This window comes from Mesorhizobium sp. P2_E6 (assembly GCF_056403835.1).
This window is the reverse complement of sequence record NZ_JBFUEQ010000002.1, coordinates 177,569-203,425: the sequence shown is the minus strand read 5'-3', so window position 1 is coordinate 203,425 and position 25,857 is coordinate 177,569. Positions and strand designations below refer to the sequence as shown.

The window sequence follows — 25,857 nt, the reverse complement described above, 5'->3', positions numbered from 1 at the left end:
TGCTGGTGAGGCTGGAGAACGTACATGGCAGGGAGAACGCCCTACGGCAATCCCGTCCCGGTCAGCGATCTTGCGACCAAAATCCTCGACCCGGTGCTGCGCAAGCGGGCCGGCATTTCGATCGGCCTCGTCCAGTCGTGGGAAGAGATTGCCGGGCCACGCCTTGCCAGCCGCTCGCGTCCCGAAAAAATCCAGTGGCCGCGCCGCATGCATGAAGACGATCCGTTCGAGCCGGCGGTGCTGGTCATCGCCTGCGAAGGCATGGCGGCGCTGCACCTGCAGCACGAGACCGGCGAGATCATCAACCGGGTCAACGCTTTCCTCGGTTTCACCGCCATCAGCCGGATCAGGATCCTGCAGAAGCCGATGACAGCGGACCAAGGAAAGCGCAAACCGACCTTCAGGCCGCTGACCGCGGCCGAGAAAACGAAACTGTCCTCGACCGTCGGCCTGGTCGACGATGATGGGCTGCGCGCCTCGCTGGAAAGGCTCGGCGCCACCATTCTGGGCGAAAGGAAGTCATAGATTTGTCGTCAATATCTCGCATTCGTGATCGCCCCTGTCAGGTTTGGCGATTGGATTGGGGATGGAGATGCCTTAATTCGCGCCAACTCTCGCTTTTTCGTGCCTTTGCATTGCAAAATCCAACTCTTGTCAGGTGATTCGTATGAACCGTCCCCCGTTTGGCCAAAGCTTGTCTCGCAGAAACGTCCTGACTTCGCTGGCCGCCATTCCGGCGGTCGCCCTGCTCGCCGCCTGCAGCGACTCTGACGAGCAAGCCAAGGCGGCGGATGTAAAGCCCGCGGACCCGGCCGCGCCTGCGAAGCCGGCCACGCCGGCCGCCGCGACTGCACCGGAAGCCCAGGGCACCGTGGATATGGCGGAACTGCTGAAGCCGGGTGCGCTGCCCGACAAGCAGCTTGGCAAGGACGACGCCAAGGTGACCATCGTCGAATACGCCTCGATGACCTGCCCGCATTGCGCGCATTTCGCCGAGACCACTTTTCCGGACCTGAAGACCAAGTACATCGACACCGGCAAGGCCCGCTACATCCTGCGCGAATTTCCGTTCGATCCGAGCGCCGAAGCCGGATTCATGCTGGCGCGCTGCGCCAAGGATAACTATTTCCCGATGGTGGACGTGCTGTTCAGGCAGCAGGCGAACTGGGTTGGAGTACCCAATACCAAGGATGCGCTGCTGCAGATCTCCAAGCTGGCCGGTTTTACACAGGAGTCCTTCGAGGCCTGCTTGACGGACCAGAAACTTCTGGACGATGTGAGATCGGTCCAGAAGCGCGGCGCCAATGAATTCAAGGTCGACTCGACACCGACCTTCTTCATCAACGGTAAGACCTACAAGGGGGCGATGTCGATTGCGGAAATGTCGGCCATCATCGACCCTCTGCTCTGACGCTCAGGCAGCATCGAAACGGCCGCGCCCGACGCCGGTCGCCCATTTGCCTTGCCGTGGAAACCGCGGCACACTTTTGCTGAATCCGCTTAGCGGGCGGCGCGAATGAAGTTTTCGCGCCTTCGCCTCCTTGGTTTCAAGTCCTTCGTCGAGCCCGGCGAGTTCGTCATCGAACGCGGCCTGACGGGCATTGTCGGGCCGAATGGCTGCGGCAAGTCGAACCTGGTCGAGGCGCTGCGCTGGGTAATGGGCGAAAGCTCCTACAAGAACATGCGCGCGTCCGGGATGGACGACGTCATCTTTTCCGGCTCGGGCACACGCCCGGCACGCAACACCGCTGAAGTCACGCTTTTCCTCGACAACAGCGACCGCTCGGCGCCCGCTGCCTTCAACGATGCTGACGAGTTGCAGGTGTCGCGCCGGATCGAACGCGAGGCGGGCTCGCTCTATCGCATCAACGGCAAGGAGGCGCGCGCCAAGGATGTCCAGCTCCTGTTCGCCGATCAGTCGACCGGCGCGCGCTCGCCATCGATGGTCGGGCAAGGCCGCATCGGCGAACTGATCCAGGCCAAGCCGCAGGCGCGCCGCGCCTTGCTCGAAGAGGCTGCCGGCATTTCCGGCCTGCACACCCGTCGCCACGAGGCCGAGTTGCGGCTGAAGGCGGCCGAGCAGAACCTGGAGCGCCTGGACGACGTCGTCGGCGAACTGGAAAGCCAGATCGAAAGCCTGAAGCGCCAGGCGCGCCAGGCGTCACGCTTCAAGAACCTGTCGGCCGATATCCGCAAGGCGGAAGCGACGCTGCTGCATCTGCGCTGGACACTGGCCAAGACACAGGAAGGCGAGGCGCGCTCGGCGCTGTCGGTTGCCACCGCGCTGGTCGGTGACCGCGCCGCAGCCCAGATGGCCGCCGCAAGGGAGCAAGGCATCGGCGCCCACCGGCTGCCGGAGCTGCGCGACGCGGAAGCCGCCGCTGCCGCCGCCTTCCAGCGCCTGTCGATCGCCAAGTCGCAGATCGAGGAGGAAGCCGGCCGCATCCGCGCCCGTCAGGGCGAACTCGAGCGCCGGCTGCAACAACTCGACGGCGACATTGCGCGCGAGGAACGCATGGTCCGCGACAATGCGGATATTCTTGAGCGCCTTCGCACCGAAGAAGCCGCGCTCAATTCCGAAAATGCCGGTGCTGCCGAGCGCGAAGCCAGCACCCGCGCGGCTTTCGAACAGGCGGCATCGATGCTTGCGGCAAGCGAAGCCAAACTCGCCGCGCTGACCGCCGAGCGGGCCGAGGCTGCCGCCTCGCGCAACCAGATCGAACGGACGCTGCGCGACACCGCCGAGCGCCGCGACCGTTTCGGCCGTCAGCTTGCCGATGTCGACCGGGAACTGTCTGATATCCTCTCCAAGGTCGCCGGCCTGCCGGATCCGGCCGAGAAGCGCATGCTGGTCGAACAGGCGATGGCGCTGCTGGATGAGGCCGAGGCTGCCGTGGCGCAGGCCGAGCAATCGGTCATCGATGCCCGCGCCAGCGAAAGCGCGGCCCGGCCGCCGCTGCAGGATGCCAGGGCCGAGCTGGCACGCATCGAGACCGAAGCGCGCACGCTGGCCAAGATCCTGAATGCCGCCAGCGGCGATCTCTTCCCAGCCGTGCTGGAGCAGATCAGCGTCGAGCGTGGCTTCGAGACGGCGCTGGGTGCGGCCCTTGGCGAAGATCTCGACGTGCCGCTCGACCGCAGCGCACCGGTGCATTGGGGCGAAAGCGAGATCCAGCCCGGCGACGCGGCTCTGCCTGAAGGCGTCAGGAGCCTTGCCAGCGTCGTTCACGCGCCGGCACAGCTTGCCCGCCGCCTGGCGCAGATCGGTATCGTTGTATCAGGCGATGGCCGCCGGCTGCAGGCGCTTCTTGCTCCCGGCCAGCGGCTGGTCAGCCGCGAGGGCGCGCTCTGGCGCTGGGACGGCTTTACCGCCAGTGCCGATGCGCCCACCGCGGCCGCGCAAAGGCTGGCGCAGAAGAACCGGCTGGCTGAACTTGATGCCGAAGCGGTGCAGGCGACGCTCGTCCTGCGCCAGGCCGAGGAGGCACTGGCCCAGGCCGAACAGGCGCTTCGCCTGGCGAGCGAGACCGAGCGCAACGCGCGCCAGGCTGGGCGTGACGCCCAGCATCGGCTGGACGCCGCCCGCAACGCGCTGGCCGAGGCCGAAAAGGCCGGCGGCGAATTGGCGAGCCGGCGCGCGGCACTGGATGAGGCGCGCGCCCGCATCGTCGATAGCCATGAAGAGACTTCGGCGGCCTTCGCCGAGGCCGAAATGCTGCTGCAGGACGCGCCCGATCTCGGCGATTTGCAATTGCAGCTCGAACAGTCCGCAGCCAATGTCGCCCGCGATCGCGCCACGCTTGCCGATGCGCGTGCCGTGCATGAGGGGCTGCGCCGCGAAGCCGAGGCGCGCACGCGCCGGCTCGATGCCATTGGCGCCGAGCGTAGCAACTGGCTGGAGCGGGCCGAAAACGCCTCGACGCAGATCGCATCGCTTGGCGAACGCAAGGCCGAGGCCGAGGCCGAACGCGAGCGGCTGGCCGATGCGCCCGATGAAATCGACGCCAAGCGGCGCGCCTTGCTGTCACAGCTGACGGAGGCCGAGACCTTGCGCAAGGCCGCCGCCGACCGTCTGCAGGAAGCGGAAAACCGGCAATCCGAAATGGACAAGGCGGCCACCGGCGCCATCCAGTCGCTGGCCGAGGCGCGCGAGACCCGCGTCCGCGCCGAAGAGCGGTTGACCGCGGCCGACGAACGCCGGCTGGAGGTCGAGGTGCGCATCCAGGAAACGCTGAACACGCCGCCGCATCTGGTCATCCGCCACACCGGTCTGGAGGCCGACAGCCCGATGCCCGAAATGGCCGAGATCGAGCGCCAGCTCGACCGGCTGAAGATCGAGCGCGAACGGCTCGGCGCCGTCAATCTTCGTGCCGAGGAAGAGCAGAAGGAGCTTTCCGACCGGCTGGAGACGATCGTGTCGGAGCGCGAAGACATCATCGAGGCGATCCGCAAGCTCCGGCAAGCGATCCAGAGCCTGAACCGCGAAGGCCGCGAGCGGTTGCTTGCCGCCTTCGACGTGGTCAACAGCCATTTCCAGCGGCTGTTCTCGCATCTGTTCGGCGGCGGCACGGCGGAATTGCAGCTGATCGAATCCGACGATCCGCTCGAGGCCGGGCTTGAAATCCTGGCCCGCCCGCCCGGCAAAAAGCCGCAGACCATGACGCTGCTGTCCGGTGGCGAGCAGGCGTTGACGGCGATGTCGCTGATCTTTGCCGTGTTCCTGACCAATCCGGCGCCGATCTGCGTGCTCGACGAAGTCGACGCACCGCTCGACGATCACAATGTCGAGCGTTTCTGCAATCTGATGGACGAGATGGCCGCCACTACCGAGACGCGGTTCGTCATCATCACCCACAACCCGATCACCATGGCGCGCATGAACCGGCTGTTCGGCGTCACGATGGCCGAGCAGGGCGTCAGCCAGCTCGTGTCGGTCGACCTGCAGGCCGCCGAAGCGATGCGCGAAGCAAGCTGAGCCGCCGCGCGACGCGCGTCGCGTTGAAACGGATTCAGGCGCCGCGCTTTAAGTCTTTGTTTTTATGCATGTCGTTGCCCCAAGCCGGGGTCGTTTTTGGGCGACATGCATTAAAAATAGGTTCTCGGCTCGACAAGGTTCTTCTGCTGGCGAAGGTAGAAACAATAGAAGCCGAATGCAGCAGCGAGCCACATGAAGGCCTCGCCGATCGCCAGCCGATTGTTCGAATTGCTGAGGACGGTGAGGGCGAAGAAGACCAACGTTGAGATGTAGCAGGACCATACGGCCGGAGCGACAAGCTTGGCCCGCACGGCCAGCACGACCTGCCTGGACGACCAGGCGTAGAGAAAGCCGAAGAACGCCAGCCCGACCACGCCGTAGCGCACGGCTATCTCCAGATAGCCGTTGTGGAAGACGTTGAAGATCATGGGGTGGTAGGTTCTGTTCTGCCATTCGGTGAGCCAGCTGGAACTGGCTCCGAAGATCGGGTGGCGTTTCCAGACCTCGATCGCATCGGCCCACAGCATCAGCCGTTCCCTGGCCGCTAAGGGAACCGTATTGCTGGCGATGGCGCGGTCGAAGGCCGGGAGGACGCCATGGCTCAAAGCATCCGAAACCAGGTTCTTGACGAAGATCATGGTGTCGCCGGCGGTGGACCAGAAGATGTTGTGCATGGCGACAACGCTGGCTGCAACGATTGCCAGCACGCCGCCTCCGATCATCAGCTCGCGGCGATGACCTCTCGCCAGCGTCATGATCGCCAGCAGGAGCAGGACGAGCGCGAGCGCAAGCCAGACGCCCTTCGACCGCAGCGCAACGATGTTGGCGAAGGCAAACAGCAGAACGGCGGTCGACAGCGCCCAGTGCAGGATCCTGGATACCTTGTTCAGGTCCGTTCTTTGGGCCGTGTATGCCATGAATTGCAGCGTGCAAAGGAAGATGAAACCAGCCGCCACCGACGCGTGAATGGGATTGTTGAAGAGCCAAGGCTCCGGTCTGGTTCCGTGAAGGATGTCCGAATAGCCGGTGTCCGCCGCCAGGAAGACAAGACTGAGGACCATGAACCAGAGGACGAGCTGCCCAGGCCGCCTGACAAACAGCAAGAGGGCGAAGCCGGTCGTCGCATAAAACAGCGGAAACAGGTAGATGCCTTCGGCGGCACCCAGCTGGTGGGTGCCGAAATAGACGATCGCCAGTCGGATGAAGACATAGAGCGACCAACCCAGGCAGAGACCGCCGACCCATCCGATCAGTGGCTTGCTGTAGGTCCATAGGTCCTGCCTGAACCAGCGGATGGCTGCGACCGCGGCGAGCGCTATCCCCGCGAAGCGGTAAGTGTCAGCCTCGCGCCAGACCGCGGAGGCCATGGCGAGAATGGCGAATGCCGCAAGGACTAGAAGCACTGTGTAGCGCGGCGAGTCGGCCCTGGCATAATCCGGAATTTCGCGCGGCAAGGGCGGCCGCAGCAGGACGTGATGCAGGCGGCTCAACTCGTCCTTGGCCCGGAACGCCCCGGCGTCCAGCCGGCTCGGCCAGGCAAGCCGCGCGAATTTGTAGCTGCCCGAGGGGCCGGCTATGCCGGAAATCTTGCTGCTGGCGGCGAAGCCGAGCACGTTTTTGCGGACCGAATAGACTTTCAGGCCGGTATCCCAAAATCGTTCGAGTGCGACGTCCCACGGCATTTTCATCACCGCGAGCGCCGACAACAGCCCTTGCGCGCCCTCCCGCGTCACCAGATAGGCCGCGGCCGAGCCCTGCGGGCCATGCAGCGCGCGACCGATCTCGTCGCCTTCCGTCGTCTCGACGGCGCGCATGAAGAAGCTCATGCGATGGTTGTTTAGCTTGATGACGTCGAAATCCGGCACCGCGGCGATGATGGCCTGGATGCGCCGCATGGTGTTTTCGCTGAAGAGGACGTCGTCCTCGACAATCAGGCCATAGGCGCTGCCACCGGCCAGGAACGTTTCCAGCGCCTGGATGTGGCTGCGGTAACAGGCATATTCGCCGGGCAGAATGTCGCGCCCGCTCAACTTGCGCGCGGTTGGAAGATCGATCTCCGTCCAGTCCGCCTTGGCAAGCGCGCGGCCGTCGATAGCCGCAATGCGCTGCAAGGTCAGGCCGGACGCTTCGGCGCTGGCGAGCAATTCGCTCCAGCGACCGGTCTCGCGATCGAGGTTGATGGCGAAGATGGGAAGGTTCATTGAAGTTCCATTTTGACCGCCACCCGTCTTGGTGGAATCTTCGATGACCTTGTATGGAAAAGAGAGAGATGTTCAAGGCTATACTGTTGAGGCTATGTGCATGCTTCGGACGGCCAGCTTGAAGAGATCGTCCGAGTTCGCGTGAGCCATCACATGGCCGCCACGCACCATGGTCGCTGAAAGGCAGTGCCGAGTGGCGGACAATGCACAAGCCCTCTGTGCATGACCATGAAACAGGTGATTGCGGCCAACGTACGATCAAAAAGCCGAAGAACACGATCGGACGCCAAATCGGAATCTCTCGGCGCTGGGCGTTTCCTGCGGTTGGCTTGTCCGCAACGATTGACCCTAGCGCAACAAGGCCGGCGCGTCCGCTTGCGGGGGGTGCGGGACGGACGCGCCGACGTCACCAACAACGCCGAGCCATCTTTCTGACTCGTACGACCGCGGTCGGTACGCCGGCAGTCATGCCGTTGCCTCGCCGAGATGGTCTTAGGTTGTAGGTCCGGTCCGGAGGGTGGGACCGCTGTGAAAATGTAACATGGGCGCGAGTGATTTGACTGTTCCACACTGAACAGTCCTCAACGGCCCCTGTCCCTGAGGTGAGGATTGTCGTGCAGGACGACGTTCAGGAGGGAGTTGTGAACCTCCAAATCTCCATTGTAGTGGATGAACCCGAGCTTGCGGAACTTGTTCATGAACGTGCTGACGCGCGACCTGGTGGTGCCAACCATCTCCGCGAGCGTCTCCTGGCTTATCTTCGGTATGACAGGCTGAGGGCTCCCCTCCCTGCCAAAGTTTGCCATCAGAAGGAGCAGCCTCGCCAGACGCTTCTCGCTCGAATTGAAAAGCTGGTCTACCAGGTCCTCTTCGACGCGGGCGTTCCTCGCCAGCAAATAGGACATGAACATCTCTGAGAACTTCGGCTCTTCCCGCAGCACCCGCGTGATTGATGCTTTATCAAGCCGCATAATGACGCTGTCCATCATCGCGGAAACTGTAGCCAACCGCAGCGGCTGGCCGGACAAGCAGCCTTCGCCGAAGAAATCCCCGCTCTCATGGAGAGCGACGATCGCTTCCTTGCCCTGCTCCGATACGATGCAGACTTTGACCTTGCCCTTCTGGATGTAGAAGACGGAATCCGCCGGGTCGCCCTGCGAATAGACAGTCTCATTCTTGCGATACGTCGCCACAGTCCTCCCGCCGTCGACCGTATTGAGGAAGACGTTGACGTTGAATGGGCGCTTGTCGGTCCTGGCCACGACGGGTCTCAACTTAGGTAAGGGGATATTTTAGCGCAGGTCGCGCGTTAGGAAAATCACCTAGATTGATGACGGCAGCCGGTCCGGCGGCTGTCATGTCACAAGTGTGAACTGGACCACGCATCTTTGCCATTGGCCAATCGCTGCTGCCTATTCGAGATGGGTGATGTTCCAGGATGGACCCGGAAAAGTATGGCTGGGGCGCCAGGATTCGAACCTGGGAATGTCGGTACCAAAAACCGATGCCTTACCACTTGGCGACGCCCCAATTGCCGTCAGAGTCGCTTGTGCGGCGCGTTCTTAGCAGAGCAGCCGAAAAGCACAATCCTTATGAGCGACGATGGGAACGCCCAAAATGGGCAAGCAACGCAGCGCTGCCAGATGACATGCGATGGCTATTCGGCCCACACCGCCATCTCGTTTCCGGCCGGATCGACAAAGTGAAAGCGCCGGCCGCCGGGGAACGAGAAGATCGGCTTGACGATCATGCCGCCGGCACTTTCGACGGCGTCGAGTGTCGCTTCCAGATCCCTACTGTAGAGCACGGGCAGCGGCTTGGCGGGGGCTTCCGCCGCGTCGGCCTGGAAGCCTCCGTCCAACCCCTCGGCAAAGGCTGAGTAGGTCGGTCCATAGTCGGTGAACGACCAGGCAAAGGCAGCGCTGTAGAAAGCCTTGAGCCGGTCCAGCGTTCCGCCGGTCGCCGGCATTTCCAGGTAATCGAGTTTTCCGTGTAGTTTCATGGCGCACCTTTGTTCCTGTTATGTTCTATTCCAAAAGCTCCGGAATGGCAAGTCTTTTTGCCGCATCCTTGGACAGAGCTTTTGCTTAATCGATTGTAGCGGCCGCACAACTTTGCCGACGCCTTGCGTTTCGCACTGCAGCATCATATCGCTCCACAGTCGGACACGGCGGAACTTTCCGTTTCGCCAATCTTTCCAATCTCCTGCAACCGGAGAGCAAAGCATGACCAAATGGGTTTTCACCTTTGGCGATGGTGCGGCGGAAGGCCGTGCCGGCGACAGGAATCTGCTGGGTGGCAAGGGCGCCAATCTGGCCGAGATGTGCAGCCTGGGCCTGCCGGTGCCGCCCGGGTTCACCATCACCACCGAGGTCTGCAACGCTTACTACGCCAATGGCCGCACCTATCCGGCAGGGTTGGAAACGGATGTCGCGGTCGCGCTCGATCACATCGGACGGCTGACTGGCCGCCGGTTCGGCGATCCGTCGAAACTGCTGCTGGTCTCGGTGCGTTCCGGTGCCCGCGCCTCGATGCCCGGCATGATGGATACCGTGCTCAATCTCGGGCTGAACGACGAGACGGTCGAGGCGCTGGCCGCCGATTCGGGCGACGCGCGCTTTGCCTATGACAGCTACCGTCGCTTCATCCAGATGTATTCCGATGTCGTGATGGGTCTCGACCATGAGGTGTTCGAGGAAATCCTCGAAGACCAGAAGGGCGGACTCGGCTATGAGCTCGACACCGAACTGACGGCTCTCGAATGGCAAGGCGTCATCGCGCTCTATAAGGCCAAGGTCGAGGAAGAACTCGGCAAGCCGTTTCCGCAGGTTCCGCATGAGCAGCTCTGGGGCGCCATCGGCGCGGTGTTTTCGAGCTGGATGAACAACCGCGCCATCACTTACCGGCGCCTGCACGACATCCCCGAAAGCTGGGGCACGGCGGTCAACGTCCAGGCCATGGTGTTCGGCAATATGGGCGAAACCTCGGCCACCGGCGTTGCCTTCACCCGCAATCCCTCGACCGGCGAAAAGATGCTCTATGGCGAGTTCCTGGTCAACGCGCAGGGCGAGGACGTCGTTGCCGGCATCCGCACGCCCCAGAACATCACCGAGGCGGCGCGCATTGCCGCCGGATCGGACAAGCCGTCCTTGCAGAAGCTGATGCCGGACGCGTTTCAGTCCTTCGTCACCATCTCCGATAGTCTGGAGAAGCACTACCGCGACATGCAGGACCTCGAATTCACCATCGAGCGCGGCAAATTGTGGATGCTGCAGACCCGTTCCGGCAAGCGCACTGCCAAGGCGGCGTTGAAGATCGCCGTCGAAATGGCAAGGGACAAGCTGATTACCAAGGAAGAGGCGGTCGCCCGCATCGATCCGGCCTCGCTAGACCAGCTGCTGCACCCGACCATCGATCCCAAGGCAGCGCGCGACGTCATCGGCGTCGGGCTGCCTGCCTCTCCCGGTGCCGCCACCGGCGAGATCGTCTTCTCCTCTGCTGACGCCGAGGAGCTGAAGACGCAAGGCCGCAAGGCGATCCTGGTGCGCATCGAAACCAGTCCTGAAGACATTCACGGCATGCATGCGGCCGAGGGCATCCTGACCACGCGCGGCGGCATGACCAGCCATGCCGCGGTCGTCGCCCGCGGCATGGGCAAACCCTGTGTGTCTGGCGCAGGCTCACTGCGCGTCGACTACAAGGCCGGCACGCTGATGGCGATGGGGGCGACCTTCCGCAAGGGCGACATCGTCACCATCGACGGCGGCAATGGCCAGGTGCTGAAGGGTGCCGTGCCGATGCTACAGCCGGAACTGTCCGGCGATTTCGCCGCCATCATGGAGTGGGCGGACGCCGTTCGCCGCATGAAGGTGCGCACCAATGCCGAAACGCCGCTCGATGCGCGCATGGCGCGCTCCTTCGGCGCCGAAGGCATCGGGCTTTGCCGTACCGAGCACATGTTCTTCGATGGCGATCGCATCGTTGCCATGCGCGAGATGATCCTGGCCGACACCGAGAAGGACCGGCGCACGGCACTCGGCAAGCTGCTGCCGATGCAGCGCTCGGATTTCCTCGAACTGTTCGAGATCATGGCCGGCCTGCCGGTGACGATCCGCCTGCTCGATCCGCCGCTGCACGAATTCCTGCCGAAGACCGAGGAGGAGGTGGCCGAGGTTGCCGCCGCCATGAAGGTGTCGCCCGACAAGCTCCGCCAGCGCACCGACGCGCTGCATGAATTCAACCCGATGCTCGGCCATCGCGGCTGCCGGCTTGCGGTTTCGTACCCCGAGATCGCCGAGATGCAGGCGCGCGCCATTTTCGAGGCCGCAGTCGAGGCGGGCAAGAAGGCCGGCGCACTTGTCGTTCCCGAAATCATGGTGCCGCTGGTCGGCCTGGTGAAAGAACTCGACTACGTCAAGGCGCGCATCGATGCCGTCGCCAAAAGCGTCATGCAGGAAACCGGCGTCAAGATCGACTATCTGACTGGAACCATGATTGAACTCCCCCGCGCGGCGATCCGCGCCCATGTCATCGCCGCTACGGCCGAATTCTTCTCCTTCGGCACCAATGACCTGACCCAGACCACATTCGGCATCTCGCGCGACGATGCGGCCTCGTTCCTGGAGACCTACCGCCAGAAGGGCATCATCGATCAGGATCCGTTCGTCTCCCTCGACATCGACGGGGTTGGCGAACTGGTGCGCATGGCTGCCGAAAAGGGCAGGGCGACACGGCCCGACATCAAGCTCGGCATCTGTGGCGAACATGGCGGCGATCCGGCCTCGATTCGGTTTTGCGAAGAGGTCGGCCTCGACTACGTGTCCTGCTCGCCCTATCGCGTGCCGATTGCGAGGTTAGCGGCCGCGCAGGCGGCGGTGCTGGTTGCGAAAGCAATTCCCGGAAAAGTGTGAAGCAGTTTCCGTCCCGAATTGCGTCAAAGCAAAGAGCTTGAGCAATTCCAGGAAAAGTGTGATACGGTTTTGCTTCGGGAATTGCGTCAAAGCAAAGGAGATTCGCCGTTTCCGTGAACGGTGAATTGCTCTAAGGCCGGCCGCGGATAGGATCCATCCGGTCGAGCTTACCGTTTTGTAAAGCAATTCACACGAACGTGCTGACGGCATTGCGTAATCATTGCGTAATTTCGACATCCCGCCAATTGTCCTGGGAAACAGATGTTGCAGACTGCACCCGCGCCGATTCGCTCGATACTGGTCATTCAAACGAAGTACATTGGAGATCTCGTTCTCGCCTCGGTGCTCTCAGAAAACCTGCGGCTCGAATTCCCCGATGCCAGGCTGGTGTTTCTGTGCGACGCTCGCTTCGCGAGCTTCGTAGTCGCCCATGACATTGCCTCCGAGGTGGTCACGTTCAAGCGTGCCCACCTGCGCGGCACCCCCCTGCAGCGCGGCAAAGAGCTTTACGCCGTCGTGCGGGCGCTGCGCCGTTCCCATTTCGACCTGACGATCGACCTGACCGATTCAAAGACGTCGCGCATGCTCACCGGGCTGGTCAATGCAAAGACCCGTGTCGGCTACAATCCCACCGAGAGGCCATTGCGTCTGCTGGAGCGGCAGCCCGCCAACGTGTTTGCCAAGCCATTTGGCTTTGGTGAGGAACATTTCGTCTACCGCTATCTTTCGCCGCTCCAGGCGCTTGGCATCGGTCTCCATGTGACGGTTCCAAACCTCCAACCGCTGCCGCCCGAGACGTCAAATGCGTTGGCGCTGCTGGGCAAGCATCATGTTCATCCAAACGCTTTCATCGCCGTGCACGCCGGCGCAAGCTTCGAAGGGCGACGTTGGCAGCCGGAGCGGTTTGCCGAGGCGATTGGAGAGATTGCCGGCGAAACCGGTTTGGACGTCGTTCTGGTCGGCGGCCCGGACGAGCGCGAGATTGCCGAACGCATCGTCGCCAGGACAGCGTCGCCCGTCGTCAATCTCGTTGGAGCGCTGTCGCTTGAGACGTTGCTGGCGGTGCTGAAACAGGCCCGGCTGTTTCTCGGCAATGAGAGCGGGCCGATGCACATGGCGGCTGCAGCCGGAATCCCGGTTGTCGGGCTGTTCGGCTTGACGCCGCCGTCGCAGTGGGGTCCCGTTGGCGTGCCCAATATCGCGCTTCAACCGCCGATGCCTTGCGACTGCGTGGCCAACGACCGTTGCGGCCGGCCGGATTTCGGCAGGGCCTACTGCGTCTGGCGACTGGAGGTCAAACCAGTCGTCGATGCGGTGCGCGAACTCCTTTCGCGCACCGACGTGAAGCTCGAACGCGCCATCTGAGTTCATGCGTCGCGCGGACAACGGCCGTCGCGGGCCGCGGAACAAGCCGCTCGCACCACGGACAGTCAAATTGTCGCGCCGGGCGCTTTTCTGCTATGCACCATCCCGATTTTCGCCTTCATGTGGGTCTTGGGATACCTGCCTGAAAGCACCGGTCGGGAAGTCGGTTTGATGCGCCTGCTGCAAAGAAGTCTCTGCGTGATCGCCATGTCGTTGGCCGTGGTGTCCAGCGGCCATGCCGCGCCGCTTGTCGAGCCGACATTGCACATCAGGCCGGAGGCAAGCGGAGCCGGCCGCGTTGCGCTCACGCTCGATGCCTGCGGTGGACAGACCGACACCCGGATCCTTTCGGCGCTGGTCGAAAACAAGATACCCGCCATCATTTTCGTGACCGGCATCTGGCTGAAGCGAAACGCCGCCGCGGTAGAAATCATGCGGGCGCATCCCGACCTGTTCGAACTGGAAAACCACGGCGGCCATCATATCCCGGCTGTCGACACGCCGCAGAAGATCTACGGCATCCGCAGCGCCGGCAGCCCCGACGCCGTGCTGGCCGAGGTCCAGTCGGGTGCCGCCGCCCTTGCCAAGACAGGCGAGCCGGCGCCGAAATGGTTTCGTGGCGCGACCGCCGAATACAGCCCGTCGGCAATCGCCATGATCCGCAAGCTTGGCTTCAAGATCGCGGGATTCTCGATAAACGGCGACGGCGGCTCATTGCTCGGCGCCAGGGAAACCGCGCGGCGCATCGCGGCTGCCAAGGACGGTGACGTCATTATCTCGCACATCAACCAGCCGACCCATGCGGCCGGCGAAGGCGTGGTGCAGGGGCTTCTGGCGCTCAAGGCCAAGGGCCTGACCTTCGTGCGGCTCGACGATGCCGACGGCTTCGGCAATCACGGCACCACGGACTAGGTGCGTTGATATTCGGGTGATGTCGGCCCGACCTGACTCCCGATGCACCTGAGAGGCAAGTCGAAGTGCTCAGCCCGCTTTCGCTTCGATGCTGACCTTGCTGGCGTAGAATGCGCCGTGGTCGCGGATTTCAGCCATTTCGTCGAAAGGCTGCTCGTAAGCCCACATCGCGTTCTGGCCGGTCTCGCCCGCAGGCAGCACGCTCCAATAGCTGGCATCGCCCTTGTAGGGACAGTGGGTCGAATGTTCCGTGCTGCTGAGCTTGCCGAAATCGATGTCGGCGAACGGAATGTAGAAGGCCGCGGGATAGGGGGGCTCGGTCAGCACCTTGGCCTTCGTCGATGACGCTATGACCGTGTCTCCGACACGCACCGTAACGGTCCCGACATAAGGCTCGATGGTGATGACCTTGTCGGGATTGCGTTGGAACCCGGGTGCCGGGTTGACGATCTGATCCATGCGGGTTCTCCTTGCCTCGGCTTTAAGGTGTGTCGCGCAAACGCCTTACGCAAGGCCTGCTGTCGTCACGCAACACGCAAACCATTAGCCCAGGCCGGGTGCAGGCCCGATCACGGTTTCGAAGATTGCCTGTCGATAGTCAGGCGGCGGTCTTGAACGCATCCATAAGCCCGGCGTAGGCGGCTGCGATACCAGCCACCGGGTTGCTGCTTCTCGATGTGGTCTCGACCTTCAGGGGGCCGCCACCGGTTGGCAAGGTGAGCAGCAGGAACTGGCGGTTGCCACCGTCGCCGATCGACGCGGCCGCGACGTGCTGGCCTTCGCCTTCGTTCTGGACGCACATCTTGAACAGCAGTGTGCCGCCGACCGCTTCCAGCGCGCCGCCGACAACTTCAACAAATTCATCTTCGGAAACAGTCTTTGTATCAGGGCCCAGATCGGCCAGACTTTCGGCAAGCGTATTCTCAAGGGACTTGTCGTCGAGCTGCGCGTCCATGCGAACCTCTTTCAGTCGCCAATCGCCCCTTGCCCGTTAACGAACCTTAACGCCGACGATGGCCGGATTGTGGCGGTCTTGTCCGTCATGCCTATCAATGCTGGGCTTGCCGGTGCTGGTGGCTGGACAATCCGCCGGTTCGCTCCACAATGGCACGAAAAGCACGACGCAAAGCGCAGGGGAGGAACGAATGCTGGGACTGATGCAGGAATGGCCGCTGCTTTGCCATAAGCTCATCGACAATGCCGAGCGGCAGCATGGCGTGCGCGAGATCGTGTCGCGCTCGATCGAGGGGCCGATCGTGCGCACCAGCTATGCGGACATCCATCGCCGCGCCCTGAAGGTCGCCCAGCGGCTGGAACGCGACGGCTATCGCCTGGGCGACCGCATCGCCACACTCGCGTGGAACACGGCGCGCCACATCGAGGCCTGGTACGGCATCATGGGCATCGGCGCCATCTACCATACGCTCAATCCACGCCTGTTTCCCGAGCAGATCGTCTGGATCATGAACAATGCTGAGGACAAGGCTGTCTTCGTCGACCTGACCTTCGTGCCGTTGCTCGAGAAGATCGCCGGCGCCGTCAAGTCGTTGAAACAGGTGATCGTGCTGACCGACAAGGCGCACATGCCGCAGACGACACTGCCGAATGTGGTTGCCTATGAAGAATGGCTTGATGAGGCGGATGGCGACTTCGCCTGGAAGACCTTCGACGAAGGCACGGCTGCCGGCATGTGCTACACGTCGGGGACCACGGGCGATCCGAAGGGCGTCGTCTACAGCCACCGCTCGAACGTGCTGCACGCCATGATCGCCGCCATGCCTGACGCCATGGGGCTGTCGGCACGCGATACGATCTTGCCGGTCGTGCCGATGTTCCACGCCAATGCCTGGGGCCTTGGCCAGAGCGGGCCGATGATCGGCGCCAAGCTGGTCATGCCCGGCTGCAAGATGGACGGCGCCTCGATCTATGAATTGCTCGACACCGAGAAGGTGACCTTCAGCGCTGCTGTGCCGACCGTCTGGATGATGCTGCTGCAGTATCTGGAGGAGACCGGCAAGAAGCTTCCCTATCTGAACAAGGTCGTCATCGGCGGCTCGTCCTGCCCGCGCGCGATCATGACCAAGTTTCAGCAGAACTACGATGTCCAGGTCATCCACGCTTGGGGCATGACCGAAATGTCGCCGCTCGGCACGCTGTGCACCTTGAAGCCGGACTATGCCGGTCTCCAGGGTGAAGCCCGGCTCGACGTCCAGCAGAAACAGGGCTACCCGCCCTTCGGCGTCGAAATGAAGGTGACCGACGACGACGACAATGCTCAGCCTTGGGATGGCAAGACATTTGGCCGCTTGAAGGTGCGTGGACCGGCCGTTGCCCGCGCCTACTATGGCGGTGTTGGCTCGGAGCAGTTCGACGAGGACGGCTGGTTCGACACCGGCGACGTCGCTCACATCGACGCCGGCGGCTATATGCAGATTACCGATCGCGCCAAGGACGTCATCAAGTCCGGCGGTGAATGGATTTCGACCATCGATCTCGAGAACCTGGCTGTGGGTCATCCCGATGTCGCCGAGGCAGCAGCCATCGGAGTCCATCATTCGAAGTGGGGCGAGCGGCCGTTGCTGGTCGTTGTTCGCAAGCCGGGCAAGGAACCGACCAAGGCTGACATTCTCGACTTCATGGATGGTAAGGTCGCCAAATGGTGGATGCCGGACGATGTCGCCTTCGTCGGCGAAATACCGCACACCGCCACCGGCAAGATCCAGAAGATCACCTTGCGTCAGCAATTCCGGGACTATCGCTTGCCGACGGATTGACGGGAATGTTGCGTCTTTCGGCTTCAAGCCGCCAGCAAAAGGTTCTAGAGCAATTCCGGGAATTGCGTCAAAACAAAGAGATAAGGCGATTTGTCGTTTCCGTGAAACGGCGAACCGCTCTAAGTCTCCGTTCGGGTTGGGGTGGTGCGGCAATCGATGGCAAGTATTCCTGAACGGCAGACCTCGAAGGCGGCCGGATGGTCGCGACGCACGGCCGCCTTTTCGGCGGTGCTGCTGCTGACCGCTTTCGTCGGCCATCGCTTCGACCTCGTCGAAACGCCTGTCTTCCTGTGGGTGATGGGTATTGTGGCGCTGCTAGCGGCCCTGGCGCTGTTGTTTGCCGGGTTTGCCTTTTCGCGGCTGTGGAACTTCGGCGACCTTGGCGGTCGTGACCTGACAGTCGGCGCCTTGCTCGCGCTGCTGGTGCTCGCACCCTATGGCGTTGCCGCCTACTGGGCGACGATCTATCCGCCGCTCAGGGATATCTCGACGGATTTCGACAATCCACCCGCGCTCGACGTGAGCGACCGGACCAAAGACATGAATGTACTCTCCCCATCCACGCCTGGCGAACAGCGGCTTCAGACGGAGAGCTATCCGCTGGTCAGCGCACGCAGCTACGACCTGCCGTTCGACACCGTCGTGGATGCCGTCGAGACCGTGCTCGACCGGCGCGATTGGGACCTTTCCGAGCCCTATCCAGACCTCAGGGGGCAGACCGAGGTGACGATTACCGCGGTGGCCAAGGGCTTTGTCCTTGGTCTTCCCGCCGACGTCGCGATCCGCGTGGCCGACGACGGCGACTCGATCATCGTCGACATGCGGTCGGCCTCTCGCTACGGCCGCTACGATCTCGGCGACAATGCCGCGCATATCGTCGATTTCCTCGCTGAACTCGACCAGGAAGTCGCCGGTCAGGTTGGCGCGGCTCCGGCCGAATGAGCTTGGCGGCCTATCTGGCCGGCGTGAAATTGCCGTCAATGGCTGGTGCGGCGTCTGTCACGACCAGGCCACGTTGCACCAGGTCCTCGAGATGGGCAAGCACCGACAATCCGGCAGCGCCATGCAGCCGCGGGTCGGTATCGCGATAGATCGCCTTGACCATGTCCACGATCGTCCGATCGCCGGCTCTGACCCGCTCCAGGATGGCGCGCTCGCGCATCTTGCGATGCGTCTTCAACCCGCGCATGAAACGGCGCGGTGCGGTCACCGGCCCGCCATGTCCCGGCAGCAGCAGGCGATCCCCGCGTTCGATCAGCCGGTCCAGCGAGGTCATATAGTCGGCCATCGCCCCATCTGGCGGCGCGACGATCGACGTCGCCCATGCCATGACATGATCGGCCGAAAACAGGATCCCGGTTCCTTCCAGCGCGAATGTCGCGTGATTGGCGGTGTGGCCCGGGGTCAAAATCGTCCTGATCGACCAGCCGTCGCCGTCGACCACCCTGTCGTCGGGCAATGCGATATCGGGAACGAAAGCAGTGTCGGCACTGGCGTCGAGTGCGTTGGTCTCGCCGATATGCAGGGGTCTTGCAGGGCGATGCGGTCCTTCCGCCAACACGGCGGCGCCGGTGCGCTTTTTCAGCCGGGCCGCCAGCGGGGAATGGTCGCGGTGCGTGTGGCTGACGAAGATATGGCTGACCGGCCGGCCTGCGATCACCTCGAGCAGGGTTTGCAGATGCGCCTCGTCGTCCGGCCCAGGATCGATCACCGCCAGCGTATCGCGGCCAACGATGTAGCTGTTGGTGCCGTGAAAGGTGAAGGGGCTTGGATTGCGGGCCGTGATGCGTTGGATATCAGGCGCGACGCTCACCGCCTTGCCATAGGCGGGATCGAAGCCGGTTTCGAATTTGAGAGCCATGGCAGGTGCATCGGTGCCTTGTTCGAGGAGACGGCAAAACCGATTGCCGCATAACACACAAGCCAATATAGGAGAACGCGAGGCCGCGAACATGAGATAGCGGCAATCGGATTGGGGAAATACGATGGCAATTGCAACAACGATGCGTCCGCTTGTGTCTCTGGCTTTGCCGCAAGAGGGCGCGGCGCGGCTGGCCACGCAGCTTTTCCTGGCGATCGCCGGAACGCTGCTGCTGACCCTGTCGGCCAAGGCCAAGGTGATGCTCGGGCCGGTCGACATTTCGATGCAGACGCTGGCCGTGTTGCTGATCGCCGCTGCCTTCGGGATGCGTCTGGGCGTCGCCACCTTGCTGCTCTACATGGCAGAGGGCGCAATGGGCTTTCCGGTCTTCCAGAGCACCCCGGAAAAGGGTATCGGCATTGCTTACATGCTCGGCTCGACCGGCGGCTATCTCTTGGGTTTCGTGGCCATGGCGGCGATTGTCGGCTGGGCCGCCGATCGGGGCTGGGACCGTCATCCGGTCAAGCTTTTCAGCGCGATGCTGGTTGCCGAAGTCGTCATGATGGCGATGGGCTTTGCCTGGCTGGCGCTGCTGATCGGTCCCGAAAAGTCGTGGCAGTTCGGCGTCGTGCCATTCATCGTCGGCGATCTGATCAAGGTTGCCCTGGCGGCAAGCCTGGTGCCGGCCGTGTGGTCGCTGCTGAAGCGCTCCTGAATCCCGGGAGAGATCGAGGACTGGACGGGCGCTTCTGATGAAGGTCCTGGTCACCGGCGCCGCCGGCTTTATCGGCTGTCACGTATCGAAGCGCCTGCTGGAGCGCGGCGACGAGGTTGTCGGCATCGATAGCGTCAACAGCTACTATGATCCGCAGATCAAGGAGGCGAGGCTGCGGCTGCTGGAGGAAGCCAGCCGCAAGACCAATGCGAGCTATCATTTCATCCGCGGCAATCTCGCCGACAAAGGCGTGGTCGATGGTTGCTTTGCCAACCACACGTTTGACCGGGTGATCCATCTCGCTGCCCAGCCAGGGGTTCGCTACAGCCTGGAAAACCCGCATGCCTATGTCGAAAGCAACATCATCGCCTACACCAACATGCTCGAGGCCTGCCGCAGCAGCGCCGTTGCGCATTTGACCTATGCCAGCACATCGAGTGTCTACGGCGCCAACACCGACATGCCGTTTTCCGAGCATCGGCCGGCCGATCATCCGCTGCAGTTCTACGCCGCGACCAAGCGCGCCAACGAGCTGATGGCGCATAGCTACAGCCATTTGTTCGGGTTGCCGACCACCGGGCTTCGCTTCTTTACGGTGTATGGTCCGTGGGGGCGTCCGGACATGGCGCTTTTCCTGTTCACCAGAAGCATTCTTGCCGGCGAGCCGATCAAGCTGTTCAACAACGGCAACCACACGCGCGACTTCACCTATGTCGATGACATCGCCGAAGGCGTCGTCCGGGCCAGCGATAGCCCGGCTGTCGGCAATGCCGCCTGGGACTCCGGCCGTCCGGATCCGGCCACCAGCAGCGCCCCCTGGCGCATCTTCAACATCGGCAACAGCAAACCGGTGAAGCTGACCGCCTATGTCGAGGCACTGGAAAGCGCGCTTGGCAGGAAAGCCATCATCGAAATGCTGCCGCTGCAGGCCGGCGACGTGCCCGATACCTTTGCCGACACATCGGCGTTGGAGCAGGCGGTCGGCTACCGACCGGTGACGACGGTTGCCGATGGGGTAGGGCGGTTTGTGGACTGGTACCGGGCGTATTTTGGACTGACCTAGCGGAGGGCGCGCCTGGCGCGCCAATAGTCCGGCTGTTTGTCGATCGCCGCGATTGACAAGCCATTGCATGGAACCTAAGCACGAGCGCGGTTTATGTCAGGGCTGGGGGTTTAGGCATGTCAAGGAGAACTTCTTGAAAGGAATTATCCTTGCTGGAGGCAGCGGAACGCGGCTCTATCCGCTAACGTTGGCAGTCTCCAAGCAAATCCTCCCGATATACGACAAGCCGATGATCTATTATCCGCTGAGCGTTTTGATGCTCGCGGGTATCCGCGAGATTCTGATCATTTCAACGCCGCGTGATCTGCCGGTTTTCCGCGAGTTGCTTGGCGACGGATCGGAGTTTGGGCTTGATTTGTCCTACGCCGAGCAACCGCAACCCAACGGACTTGCGGAAGCCTTCATCATCGGCCGGAATTTCATCGGCAAGGACAGCGTGTCGATGATCCTCGGCGACAACATCTATTTCGGCGAAGGCCTGTCGCAGCTCTGCCGTGCAGCGGCATCGCGCGAGACGGGGGCTTCCGTATTCGCCTATCATGTCGAAGATCCCCAGCGTTACGGTGTCGTTTCCTTCGACAAGGTCACCGGAACCGCCCTGACGATCGAGGAAAAGCCAGACAATCCGAAATCCAACTGGGCCGTCACCGGCCTCTATTTCTATGACAACGATGTCGTTGACATTGCCCCGGCGATCCGGCCTTCGGCACGTGGCGAACTTGAGATCACGGCGGTCAACAATGTCTATCTCGAGCGTGGTCAGTTGCATGTGCATCGATTGGGGCGTGGTTATGCCTGGCTCGACACCGGCACCCACGACAGCTTGCACGAAGCATCTTCGTTCGTGCGCACGATCGAACATCGCCAGGGCATAAAGGTTGCCTGCCCGGAGGAAATCGCCTTCGAACAGGGCTGGCTGACGGCGGACGATGTCCTCCAGCGCGCCACCCGCCTGGGAAAAAACGAGTATGCCGTCTATCTGCGCCGGCGCGTTGTCGAGCGGTTGGAGGAGTAAATGCTGGAGGTCAGGTCCCTTGGCATCGAAGGCGTTCTGGAAATCATTCCGAAACGACATGGCGATGCGCGTGGTTTCTTCGTCGAAACCTATCATGCCGAGCGCTTTTCACAGGCCGGCATAGGCTTGAGTTTCGTCCAGGACAATCAGTCCTATTCCGCCGCGGCGGGCGTTCTGCGCGGGCTGCACTACCAGCTTGCGCCGCGAGCCCAGGACAAGCTGCTGCGTGTCGTCCGGGGTGCGCTGCTGGACGTGGCGGTCGACATTCGTCGCAGCTCGCCAACGTTCGGAAAATGGGTTGCGCTCGAAATTACCGCCGAAAAGGGCAACCAGATTCTGGTGCCGAAGGGCTTTGCGCATGGCTTCGTGACGCTCGTGCCGGACACCGAAGTCTTGTACAAGGTGACCGATACCTATTCGCCCGAGCACGACCGCTCGATCCGTTTCGACGATCCTGCCATCGGCATCGAATGGCCGTCATTGGCTGGCGGATTCCAGCTTTCGGACAAGGACCTCAAGGCGCCAGTGTTGGCCGCCGCCGAAGTGTTCGCCTGATGGGTTGCATGAGGACAGCTGCATGAATTTTCTAGTGACAGGCGGTGCCGGCTTCATCGGTTCGGCGGTGTGCCGGCATCTGTGCGCCAACCCGGCCTATCGCGTGACCAATCTCGACAAGCTTACCTACGCCGGCAATCTTGCCTCGCTGCGGCCGATCGAGAATGCCCACAATTACCGCTTCGCTCATGCCGATATCTGTGACGAGAGGGCGGTGCTGGACATTCTGCATCGGGACGAAATCGACATCGTCATGAACCTTGCTGCCGAAAGCCATGTCGACCGATCGATCGACGGACCCGGCGCCTTCATCGAGACCAACATCGTCGGCACCTACAAGGTGCTGAATGCCACGCTGGAATATTGGCGCGGCCTTCCTGACGACAGGAAAAGCCGCTTCCGTTTCCATCATGTCTCGACCGACGAAGTGTTCGGCGATCTTCCCTTTGACGGCGGTCTGTTCGTCGAGGAAACGCCCTATGCGCCGTCTTCGCCCTATTCCGCTTCGAAGGCGGCGTCGGACCATCTGGTGCGGGCCTGGCACGAAACCTATGGCCTGCCGGTCGTGCTTTCCAATTGTTCGAACAATTACGGGCCCTATCACTTTCCCGAGAAGCTGATCCCGCTGGTCATCCTCAATGCGCTCGACGAAAAAACGTTGCCGGTCTATGGCGCCGGCGCCAATGTGCGCGACTGGCTGTTCGTCGAGGACCATGCGCGCGCGCTGGAGTTGGTGGCCACCAAGGGCACGCCAGGCGAGAGCTACAATGTCGGCGGCAATTCGGAGCGCACCAACCTGGGCGTCGTCGAGACGATCTGCGATCTGCTCGACATCAGGCGTCCTCGGGCCGGCGGCAAGAGCTATCGCGATCTGATCTCTTTCGTCACCGATCGTCCGGGCCATGACCGCCGCTATGCCATCGACGCCTCCAAGATCGGTCGCGAGCTTGGCTGGGCGCCGAAGGAGAATTTCGACAGTGGCCTGGCGAGAACCGTGGACTGGTTTCTCGAAAACAAATGGTGGTGGGGGCCGATCCGCGAAGAGCGCTATGCCGGTGAGCGATTGGGCGAAGCGCGCAAGGGGGCCGCGTGAGGCTCGTTGTCACCGGGCGCGAAGGCCAGGTCGCGTTAAGCCTTCTGGAGGCCGGCCAGAGGCACGCCGGCGTGGAAGTCATCGCAATTGGCCGTCCGGAGCTCGACCTGGCAAAGCCCGACGCCGTCATCGACACCATTGCGGCCGCGAAGCCGGATATCATCGTGTCGGCTGCCGCATACACCGCCGTGGATCAGGCCGAGGATGAGCCCGATCTGGCATTTGCGGTCAACGCTGTCGGCGCCGGCAAGGTGGCCGAAGCCGCAGCGCAGCTTGGCATTCCCGTCATTCATCTTTCGACCGACTATGTCTTCGATGGCAGCGCTTCCGGTGCCTATGTCGAAACCGACGCGACCGCACCACGCAGCGTCTATGGTGCCTCCAAGCTCGCCGGCGAACAGGCGGTGGCAGCCGCCAATCCGCGCCATCTGATCCTGCGCACGGCTTGGGTCTACAGCCCGTTCGGCAAGAATTTCGTCAAGACCATGCTGCGGCTTGCCGCCGACCGGGATGAGATCTCGGTGGTCGCCGATCAGTGGGGAAATCCCACCTCCGCGCTCGATATCGCCGACGCAGTCCTGCATGCGGCGGCGACGCTGCATGGCAACAAGAGCTTCGCTGCGTTCGGTGTCTATCATCTGGCCGGCACGGGCGAGGCCAACTGGAGCGGCTTTGCCCGCCATATCCTGGACACAAGCCGAGTGTCTGGTGGCCCTTGGGCGCGAGTACGGGACATTGCTACGAAGGACTACCCGACCAAGGCGCGACGCCCCGCCAATTCCCGGCTATCAAGCGCGAAATTCGCCTCCGTCTTCGGATGGAATGCGCCTGACTGGCGGCAATCGACTGAAGCGGTGGCGCGTCGTGTCCTGGTCTGAAAGACGGGATGGGCTTGAGGCATGAAGAAGGACCTATCGCCGAAAGACATGCGCGATGCAGAGGCCGCCTCACAGGCGGTCGACCCGGACGCGGTCGGCCCGGAGGCGGTCGGAGACGTGCCGCAGGGCGTACAGCCCGAGGGCCATGCCGCGGCGGTTAWGGCGCACGCCCCTTCACTTCACGACCTGTACAATGCCCATAGCGGCAAAGTGTCGGACAAATGGTCAAGCTATCTGGATGCATATGACCGCGTTTTTCAGGACTATCGGAAGAAGCCGGTTCGACTCCTGGAAATTGGCGTCCAAAACGGTGGTTCGCTCGAAATCTGGCCGCGATATTTCCCGAATTCGGAACTCATTCTTGGCTGCGATATCGACACGGCCTGCAGCGGTCTGGTTTTCGACGATCAGAAGATTGCTTTGGTTATCGGTGATGCCAATACTGATGAGATAGAAAGAAAAATTGTTGCGAAATCCGCGACATTCGACATCATAATTGATGACGGATCCCATACATCATCAGACATAGTGCGCTCTTTTGCCCGTTATTTCCCTCATCTTTCTGATGGCGGGGTTTTCATAGCCGAAGATTTGCATTGCAGCTACTGGCGGGAATTCGAAGGCGGTCTCTATGATCCGCTTTCGTCGATATCGTTCTTCAAGCGCCTGCTCGATGTGGTCAACCATGAGCATTGGGGACTGCCCCGCTTTCGGGCGGATGCCTTGGCCACGTTCTCCGACAGGTATAAGACCGTATTCGGGGAAGCTTCGCTGGCCTCCATTCATTCCGTCGAGTTTTTGAACTCGCTCTGCATTGTGACCAAGCGTCCAAGTCCGGAAAATGTTCTTGGGACTCGCAATGTGCAAGGCCGGATCGCGCTCGCCGAGAGGGAAATGATTTCTCTTGCCGGCACGACAAGCAAAGCGTTCGATCAAGCCGGAAATCCATGGTCTCTAGTGTCGACGACCATGGAAGAGGAAATCGAGACCAACAGGGCGTTGGTGACAAGCCGCGGGGCGCGGATAGAGGAACTCGCCCGCGAGGTGGCCGAGATACGCGAACAGCTCCACAGCGGTCACGCCCAGATCGCACGGATGGAGTCGGATCTCGTCGAGAGGGCTGAAGAGATTTCAGCCGCGCACGCGACTGTTAGTGCGCTGCAGACCGAGCGCGACAACGAGATCGCACGTGCGCTAGTGCTCCAGGAAAGAATGGAGCAAAGTGAACGGGTCGTTCAAGAGTTCAAGGACTCAACGAGTTGGCGAATAACCAGCCCCCTGCGAGCGCTGTCTGCGATTGTCACGCGGTTGCTGAAAAGGATCGCCGCAGTCTTTCGTTGAAAGCGAAATTCAATTGGAGAGAGGCGGGCTCTGCTCTTGGCCTCTCCATCGGTAATCCGTTTCTTCAGAACAGGGGCAACATCAAGCCACCGGATATGCTTTCTCATTCATGCGACGGCTGATCGTTCCAGTCGCGCCAACTTGTGGCGTTTGAGACGCACACCGGACCTATCCGGCGGTCCGCTTGCCAAGTCGTCGA

21 protein-coding genes and 1 tRNA gene are annotated in these 25,857 nt (G+C 62.1%); 15 read left to right on the top strand and 7 right to left on the bottom strand.

Annotated elements, in window-relative coordinates; all coding sequences use genetic code 11:
• Nucleotides 1-24: 24 nt before the first annotated feature.
• The 3 genes from AC1D08_RS05630 to smc all read left to right on the top strand — a co-directional run bounded on the left by AC1D08_RS05630 (nt 25) and on the right by smc (nt 4,975).
• Nucleotides 25-525, top strand: coding sequence for a DUF721 domain-containing protein (locus AC1D08_RS05630; protein ID WP_477226037.1), 501 nt, complete (start codon nt 25-27; stop codon nt 523-525).
• Nucleotides 526-667: 142 nt separating this feature from the next.
• The gene (locus AC1D08_RS05625; protein WP_095091955.1) at nt 668-1,411 is read left to right on the top strand and encodes a DsbA family protein; all 744 of its coding nucleotides are present in this window, start codon (nt 668-670) and stop codon (nt 1,409-1,411) included.
• A 105-nt stretch (nt 1,412-1,516) separates the two neighbouring features.
• On the top strand, nt 1,517-4,975 hold the full coding sequence (gene smc, locus AC1D08_RS05620; RefSeq protein WP_457154268.1) for a chromosome segregation protein SMC: 3,459 nt from the start codon (nt 1,517-1,519) through the stop codon (nt 4,973-4,975).
• 110 nt (nt 4,976-5,085) lie between these two features.
• On the opposite strand, the gene AC1D08_RS05615 is transcribed toward smc, so the two are convergent.
• The 4 genes from AC1D08_RS05615 to AC1D08_RS05600 form a co-directional block, all read right to left on the bottom strand.
• A complete protein-coding gene (locus AC1D08_RS05615) occupies nt 5,086-7,176 on the bottom strand; it encodes an O-antigen ligase family protein (protein ID WP_477422723.1) in 2,091 nt (696 codons plus the stop codon).
• A gap of 581 nt (nt 7,177-7,757) precedes the next feature.
• Nucleotides 7,758-8,438 (bottom strand): Crp/Fnr family transcriptional regulator, encoded by a 681-nt coding sequence (locus tag AC1D08_RS05610; RefSeq protein ID WP_477422722.1) that lies wholly within the window; start codon nt 8,436-8,438, stop codon nt 7,758-7,760.
• A 193-nt stretch (nt 8,439-8,631) separates the two neighbouring features.
• Nucleotides 8,632-8,706 (bottom strand) — tRNA-Gln (locus tag AC1D08_RS05605).
• Between the two features lie 127 nt (nt 8,707-8,833).
• Entirely contained in the window at nt 8,834-9,178 is a 345-nt protein-coding gene (locus AC1D08_RS05600) for a VOC family protein (RefSeq protein WP_477226121.1), read from the bottom strand.
• A 223-nt stretch (nt 9,179-9,401) separates the two neighbouring features.
• Between AC1D08_RS05600 and ppdK the strand changes: the two genes are divergently transcribed.
• The 3 genes from ppdK (at nt 9,402) to AC1D08_RS05585 (ending at nt 14,363) form a co-directional block, all read left to right on the top strand.
• Nucleotides 9,402-12,086: a pyruvate, phosphate dikinase gene (gene ppdK / locus AC1D08_RS05595; RefSeq protein ID WP_477226122.1), complete on the top strand. Its 2,685-nt coding sequence runs from the start codon at nt 9,402-9,404 to the stop codon at nt 12,084-12,086.
• A gap of 261 nt (nt 12,087-12,347) precedes the next feature.
• Nucleotides 12,348-13,451, top strand: coding sequence for a glycosyltransferase family 9 protein (locus tag AC1D08_RS05590; protein ID WP_477422720.1), 1,104 nt, complete (start codon nt 12,348-12,350; stop codon nt 13,449-13,451).
• A gap of 171 nt (nt 13,452-13,622) precedes the next feature.
• A complete protein-coding gene (locus AC1D08_RS05585; RefSeq protein WP_457154220.1) occupies nt 13,623-14,363 on the top strand; it encodes a polysaccharide deacetylase family protein in 741 nt (246 codons plus the stop codon).
• A 69-nt stretch (nt 14,364-14,432) separates the two neighbouring features.
• Here AC1D08_RS05585 and AC1D08_RS05580 read toward each other — a convergent pair whose 3' ends face one another.
• Nucleotides 14,433-14,822 (bottom strand): DUF427 domain-containing protein, encoded by a 390-nt coding sequence (locus tag AC1D08_RS05580; RefSeq protein ID WP_457154219.1) that lies wholly within the window; start codon nt 14,820-14,822, stop codon nt 14,433-14,435.
• Nucleotides 14,823-14,961: 139 nt separating this feature from the next.
• On the bottom strand, nt 14,962-15,318 hold the full coding sequence (locus tag AC1D08_RS05575) for a hypothetical protein (RefSeq protein ID WP_457154218.1): 357 nt from the start codon (nt 15,316-15,318) through the stop codon (nt 14,962-14,964).
• Nucleotides 15,319-15,508: 190 nt separating this feature from the next.
• Between AC1D08_RS05575 and AC1D08_RS05570 the strand changes: the two genes are divergently transcribed.
• On the top strand, nt 15,509-17,137 hold the full coding sequence (locus AC1D08_RS05570; protein ID WP_477307708.1) for a fatty-acid--CoA ligase: 1,629 nt from the start codon (nt 15,509-15,511) through the stop codon (nt 17,135-17,137).
• Nucleotides 17,138-17,293: 156 nt separating this feature from the next.
• The gene (locus AC1D08_RS05565) at nt 17,294-18,079 is read left to right on the top strand and encodes a DUF1499 domain-containing protein (protein ID WP_457154824.1); all 786 of its coding nucleotides are present in this window, start codon (nt 17,294-17,296) and stop codon (nt 18,077-18,079) included.
• Between the two features lie 10 nt (nt 18,080-18,089).
• On the opposite strand, the gene AC1D08_RS05560 is transcribed toward AC1D08_RS05565, so the two are convergent.
• Complete coding sequence (locus tag AC1D08_RS05560) at nt 18,090-18,998, bottom strand: MBL fold metallo-hydrolase (RefSeq protein WP_457154823.1); 909 nt, start codon at nt 18,996-18,998, stop codon at nt 18,090-18,092.
• A gap of 124 nt (nt 18,999-19,122) precedes the next feature.
• Between AC1D08_RS05560 and AC1D08_RS05555 the strand changes: the two genes are divergently transcribed.
• From AC1D08_RS05555 to AC1D08_RS05525, 7 genes are all read left to right on the top strand, one after another.
• Entirely contained in the window at nt 19,123-19,713 is a 591-nt protein-coding gene (locus tag AC1D08_RS05555; RefSeq protein WP_477422717.1) for a biotin transporter BioY, read from the top strand.
• A gap of 37 nt (nt 19,714-19,750) precedes the next feature.
• Nucleotides 19,751-20,776, top strand: coding sequence for an NAD-dependent epimerase (locus AC1D08_RS05550; RefSeq protein ID WP_477416531.1), 1,026 nt, complete (start codon nt 19,751-19,753; stop codon nt 20,774-20,776).
• 133 nt (nt 20,777-20,909) lie between these two features.
• A complete protein-coding gene (gene rfbA, locus AC1D08_RS05545) occupies nt 20,910-21,791 on the top strand; it encodes a glucose-1-phosphate thymidylyltransferase RfbA (RefSeq protein ID WP_457154263.1) in 882 nt (293 codons plus the stop codon).
• Nucleotides 21,792-22,346, top strand: a complete 555-nt coding sequence (rfbC, locus tag AC1D08_RS05540; protein ID WP_095091969.1) for a dTDP-4-dehydrorhamnose 3,5-epimerase — start codon at nt 21,792-21,794, stop codon at nt 22,344-22,346.
• Nucleotides 22,347-22,368: 22 nt separating this feature from the next.
• A complete protein-coding gene (gene rfbB / locus AC1D08_RS05535; protein WP_477226129.1) occupies nt 22,369-23,439 on the top strand; it encodes a dTDP-glucose 4,6-dehydratase in 1,071 nt (356 codons plus the stop codon).
• Nucleotides 23,436-24,317: a dTDP-4-dehydrorhamnose reductase gene (rfbD, locus tag AC1D08_RS05530; RefSeq protein ID WP_457154261.1), complete on the top strand. Its 882-nt coding sequence runs from the start codon at nt 23,436-23,438 to the stop codon at nt 24,315-24,317. The genes rfbB and rfbD overlap by 4 nt, the downstream gene beginning before the upstream one ends.
• Before the next feature lie 21 nt (nt 24,318-24,338).
• A complete protein-coding gene (locus AC1D08_RS05525; protein ID WP_477422715.1) occupies nt 24,339-25,658 on the top strand; it encodes a class I SAM-dependent methyltransferase in 1,320 nt (439 codons plus the stop codon).
• Nucleotides 25,659-25,857 lie beyond the last annotated feature (199 nt).